At 40.6% G+C, this 251-nt stretch carries 1 protein-coding gene; it reads left to right on the forward strand.

The window, feature by feature from the left end; genetic code table 11:
• The coding region (locus Q3304_RS21080) for a glycine rich domain-containing protein (protein ID WP_407815506.1) at positions 1-251 on the forward strand (251 nt) is incomplete at both ends.

The raw sequence follows: 251 nt of genomic DNA on the forward strand, positions 1-251 counted from the left end.
TAATTACTTATAAGAGTGCTTCTGATGGTTATTATAGTCTTGCAGGTGGCGGAGCTACTGATATAAGACTCGTTGGTGGCAAATGGGATAATCAACAAAGCCTACTATCACGCATAATTGTTGCAGGTGGTGCAGGTGGTAGTTGTGGAAATTCATATGGTAGCATTGGTCATGGTGGCGGCTTAAAAGGAAATGATGGTATTTCTACAGCAAATAAATATTTTGCAGGTGCTGGAAGTCAATTTCAAGGG

Source organism: Clostridioides sp. GD02377, assembly GCF_045899875.1.
Classification (GTDB): Bacteria; Bacillota; Clostridia; order Peptostreptococcales; family Peptostreptococcaceae; genus Clostridioides; species Clostridioides difficile_A.